This is a genomic window from uncultured Planktosalinus sp., assembly GCF_963973675.1.
Lineage (GTDB): Bacteria > Bacteroidota > Bacteroidia > Flavobacteriales > Flavobacteriaceae > Planktosalinus.
The window spans coordinates 1-4,355 of sequence record NZ_CAXBAN010000228.1 but is presented as its reverse complement, the minus strand read 5'-3'; the positions used below and the strand labels follow the sequence as shown (position 1 = coordinate 4,355).

The 4,355-nt window shown below is 40.4% G+C and carries 4 protein-coding genes and 1 pseudogene; all 5 read left to right on the top strand.

Annotation, left to right across the window (positions count from 1 at the left end; all coding sequences use genetic code 11):
• A pseudogene (locus AACY61_RS09440) lies at positions 1 to 250 on the top strand (ABC transporter ATP-binding protein); the annotation flags it as partial.
• The gene (locus tag AACY61_RS09435) at positions 250 to 978 is read left to right on the top strand and encodes an ABC transporter ATP-binding protein (RefSeq protein WP_339611326.1); all 729 of its coding nucleotides are present in this window, start codon (positions 250 to 252) and stop codon (positions 976 to 978) included. The pseudogene AACY61_RS09440 and the gene AACY61_RS09435, both read left to right, overlap by 1 nt.
• Entirely contained in the window at positions 975 to 2,081 is a 1,107-nt protein-coding gene (locus AACY61_RS09430) for an ABC transporter permease (protein ID WP_339611325.1), read from the top strand. The genes AACY61_RS09435 and AACY61_RS09430 overlap by 4 nt, the downstream gene beginning before the upstream one ends.
• Positions 2,081 to 3,202 (top strand): ABC transporter permease, encoded by a 1,122-nt coding sequence (locus AACY61_RS09425; protein ID WP_339611324.1) that lies wholly within the window; start codon positions 2,081 to 2,083, stop codon positions 3,200 to 3,202. Before AACY61_RS09430 ends, AACY61_RS09425 begins: the two co-directional genes overlap by 1 nt.
• Before the next feature lie 137 nt (positions 3,203 to 3,339).
• Entirely contained in the window at positions 3,340 to 3,981 is a 642-nt protein-coding gene (locus tag AACY61_RS09420) for a hypothetical protein (RefSeq protein WP_339611323.1), read from the top strand.
• Positions 3,982 to 4,355 lie beyond the last annotated feature (374 nt).

Sequence of the window (4,355 nt, the reverse complement as noted above, 5' to 3'; positions counted from 1 at the left end):
AAAACATTATCCAAAGCCCATTTTCAATGTCAGTGGCGGAAATATGTATCAGCTCATTGCTTTACTCAACAGCTACACCCGCCGTCATAGTGTATATCCGTTTGGTGAAATTGTGCATTATACAGACCAACGTGCTGATTTTGATCCGGAGATGCTTCATTCCTATTTAAGTGAAAACAGTCTTGCCAACATTCACATTGCACCCACCACACCCACCATTGAAGATACTTTTATGGAACTTGCGCGATGATAAAAAAAAACAAGGTCATATCAGTTAATGGTTTAACTAAAATGTTTGGTGATTTTACAGCAGTCAATCAAATTAGTTTTGAAGTGGAACAAGGTGAAATATTTGGGTTTCTGGGAGCCAATGGCGCCGGCAAAACCACAGCTATGAAAATGCTTATCGGTATTTCCACACCCTCATCAGGACAGGCTGAAGTAGCCGGTTTTGATGTTTTTACCCAGGCTGAAGACATCAAAAAGAACATTGGCTATATGAGCCAGAAATTTGCGTTGTATGACGACCTCACCGTAAAAGAAAACATCACCTTTTTTGGAGGTATTTACGGGCTTTCGCGAAAGCAGATAAAAACTAAAACAACAACCCTGACAGAAGAACTGGGACTGAGTGAGGTTGCCAATCAGCTCGTGGGGTCGCTGCCTCTGGGGTGGAAACAAAAATTAGCCTTTTCAGCGACGATGTTGCACAACCCTAAAATTGTGTTTCTGGATGAACCTACCGGCGGTGTGGACCCCATCACAAGACGTCAGTTTTGGGAAATGATATACAAAGCTGCCCACAACGGCACCACCATATTTGTCACCACACATTATATGGATGAAGCCGAATATTGTGACCGGGTGTCCATTATGGTAAACGGCAAAATTGAAGCGCTGGACACACCCAAAAAACTCAAACAGCAGTTTGAAACAGACACGATGAACGATGTATTCTTAAAACTGGCAAGAGGATGAAACGATTTTTAGGATTTGTAAAAAAGGAGTTTTTCCATATTTTCAGAGACCGGCGTTCTTTATTTATCCTTTTTGGTATGCCGGTAGCCCAAATCTTGTTGTTTGGCTTTGCCATTACAAACGAAATAAACAATGTTGACATTGCCATACTCGACCATTCAAAAGACGCCACTACCAAAGAAATCATTCAAAAAATTGATGCATCAAACTATTTTTCGATTCAGCAGTTTTTAGGCCGTGAAACAGATATAGAAAACATTTTTAAAAAAGGAAAAGTAAAAGCGGTGCTTACTTTTGAAAAGGATTTTAGCAGTAAGCTCGTTCGCGACAACAATGCCTCCGTTCAAATTATTACCGATGCCACCGACCCAAATACGGCAAATACGATCAGCAATTATGTAAATTCAATACTGCAACACTATCAAGCTGAACAGAACAAAGACATTCAACTCGCTTACCAAATTATTCCACAAACACGTATGGCGTATAATCCTGAGTTGAAAAGTGTTTTTATGTTTGTGCCCGGGGTAATGACCATTATACTAATGCTGGTTTCAGCTATGATGACCTCTATTTCCATCACCCGTGAAAAAGAACAGGGCACTATGGAAATTTTACTAGTTTCACCACTCAACCCGTTTCAGGTAATTATCGGCAAGGTAGTTCCATATATTTTTCTCTCAGTTATAAATGCCGTTATTATAGTATTACTGAGCATATATGTATTTGAAATGCCTGTTCATGGCAGCCTGATTTTATTGGGATTTGAAAGTGTGCTCTTTATAGTTACCTCACTGGCTTTGGGTATTCTGATTTCAACCATTGCAGCCACCCAGCAAACTGCCATGATGATTTCACTTATGGGACTTATGCTGCCTGTTATCCTGCTTTCAGGGTTTATATTTCCAATTTCCAGTATGCCGGCACCACTGCAAGTCATAAGCAACATTGTGCCTGCCAAATGGTTCATCATTATTATTAAGGGCATAATGCTCAAAGGGGTGGACTTGACCTATGTATGGAAAGAAACGCTCATACTTTTGGGTATGACCCTCTTTTTTATTGGGTTGAGTGTGAAAAAATACAAAACAAGGCTGGAATAATGAAAATCATCAGATATATCATACAAAAAGAGTTCAGGCAAATATTTAGAAATAAAGGAATGCTGCCCATCATATTTGTTTTGCCGTTACTCCAACTCATCATCCTTTCAAATGCAGCCACTTATGAAGTAAAAAACATTCAGTTTTCATATATCGACCACAATCAAAGCAGCAGCTCACGGGCATTGATTGAAAAGTTTGAGGCATCCACCTATTTTCAGGTAACTGAACAATTTTCATCAATGAAAGCAGCCACTACAGCGATGCTTAAAGGCGATGTTGATGTCATACTGGAAATCCCTCAACACTTCGAAAGAGAACTCCACCGTGACCAAAAAACTGACCTGGGAATCACTATCGACGCCATAGACGGTGCCGCTGCCGGGGTAACCAGTGTCTATATCAAGAGAATTCTTTTTAGTTATAATAAAAACATTCGCTCCAAACTTTTACAAAATAACACAGACCGGCCTCAGCTGGTTAGCATCTCCTCCATTCCGTCGTTTTGGTATAATGAGACTCTCAACTACAAAACCTTTATGGTGCCGGGGATTTTAGTGTTGCTCGTCACCATGATTACCTTGTTTCTGGCTGCCATGAACATTGTTCGCGAAAAAGAAATCGGCACCCTGGAACAAATCAACGTAACACCCATTAAAAAATACCAGTTTATCATCGGAAAACTCTTTCCTTTTTGGGTAATTGGTATGGGGCTGCTCACCATTGGTCTCATCATCGCCAAAATCATCTTTAATGTACCCATGTTAGGAAGTCTGCCTTTGATGTATGCATACACCTCCATCTATATCCTGGTGATTTTGGGAATGGGACTTTTTATTTCAAACTTTACCGATACTCAGCAACAGGCGATGTTCATAGCCTGGTTTTTTATGGTGATTTTTATCCTGATGAGTGGTTTATTTACGCCCATAGAAAGCATGCCCGGCTGGGCACAATTGCTCACAGAATTTAACCCCATAAAGTACTTTGTGGAAGTGATGCGCATGCTCATGTTAAAAGGCGCTTCCTTTTATGATATCCTGCCTCAGTTTACAAAAACACTTGTATATGCGCTTATTATGAATGGACTGGCGGTGTGGAGTTATAAAAAAACATCTTAAAAATCAATACGCGTGTTAGAATTAAACATAGACTGGTTACAGATGATTCAAAATTTGTACAAGGCCCATTATCGAGGCTAAAAGAATTACTTTTTGCGTTTAGAGTGTTTTTTAATTTTATAAGAGCTTTTAGGATAATGCATTTTGTAGGACCTTGTGTTACAGTATTTGGTTCAGCTCGCTTTACAAATGAATCTGAACATTATAAAAACGCAGAGAAAATTGGTGCCGAATTATCTAAAATGGGATTCACGGTAATGACCGGTGGTGGCCCGGGGATTATAGAGGCCGCCAACAAAGGAGCATTTGAAGCAGGAGGCTTACACCCCACATACAAAAACATATTTGCTCCCGGTATTGCCTTTGCAACGCCGCACAGCATTTCGAAACCACGCAAAAGCAAGAACGGTACCGAGATATTTCCCTCGCCGCCACGAACCGGTATACCCTCAGGGATAACCACAAAACTGGTGGCCGATACTATTATTGACAGTATCAATAAAGGAAAAGACTCACAAGACCACAAAGGTTCTACGACCAATATGGGTGCAGCCTGTATTGCATCGGCAGGGTATGGTACGTTTTCAGGAAGCGGGATTAGTATTACCACTTATCCCATCGTGCCTGATTATAAAAAATATCCCAACACCCACGGACGTAAGTTGGGGAAAACCTTTGGGGAAATCGGCCTGGCGGGACACTGGCTAAAGCTGACACTCCACTATGTATTTATGTACAAAGCTAAAATGAAACCCTTCTGGTGGCTCTTGCCGGAATAAAAAACTAAAATGATGACACAACGAATTTCAAAAAGCAAACACTTCTGGATGAGGAACCCGGTCTGGCATTTTTTTAAATACTTCTGGCTGAGCTTGAAAGTCATGCTCATTGTAGCCGGCGGTCACGGCAGTACACGTTCGGAAGCCTATCTGAAATCGTAGTTAAAGAAAAAATGAATCTTAATGACTGTATTTCCGGTTATACTCATACTTTTAAAGAAACAATTCTTTTAAGTACAACACAGATTCCTCTTTGAAACTTTGCGCTTCTTTGTGAATCTCTGCGGTATAATTATCCTCTATTTTGAAAATAGTTGCCCCAACTTTACAACTAGAACCCCCTCGGTAACAAAAGTTACTGACCCACCTCATTT

Bases quoted from the DNA above. Each gene is read 5' to 3' on its own strand.
- AACY61_RS09430 (WP_339611325.1), top strand. From the start codon at position 975: ATGAAACGATTTTTAGGATTTGTAAAAAAGGAGTTTTTCCATATTTTC.
- AACY61_RS09425 (WP_339611324.1), top strand. From the start codon at position 2,081: ATGAAAATCATCAGATATATCATACAAAAAGAGTTCAGGCAAATATTT.
- AACY61_RS09420 (WP_339611323.1), top strand. From the start codon at position 3,340: ATGCATTTTGTAGGACCTTGTGTTACAGTATTTGGTTCAGCTCGCTTT.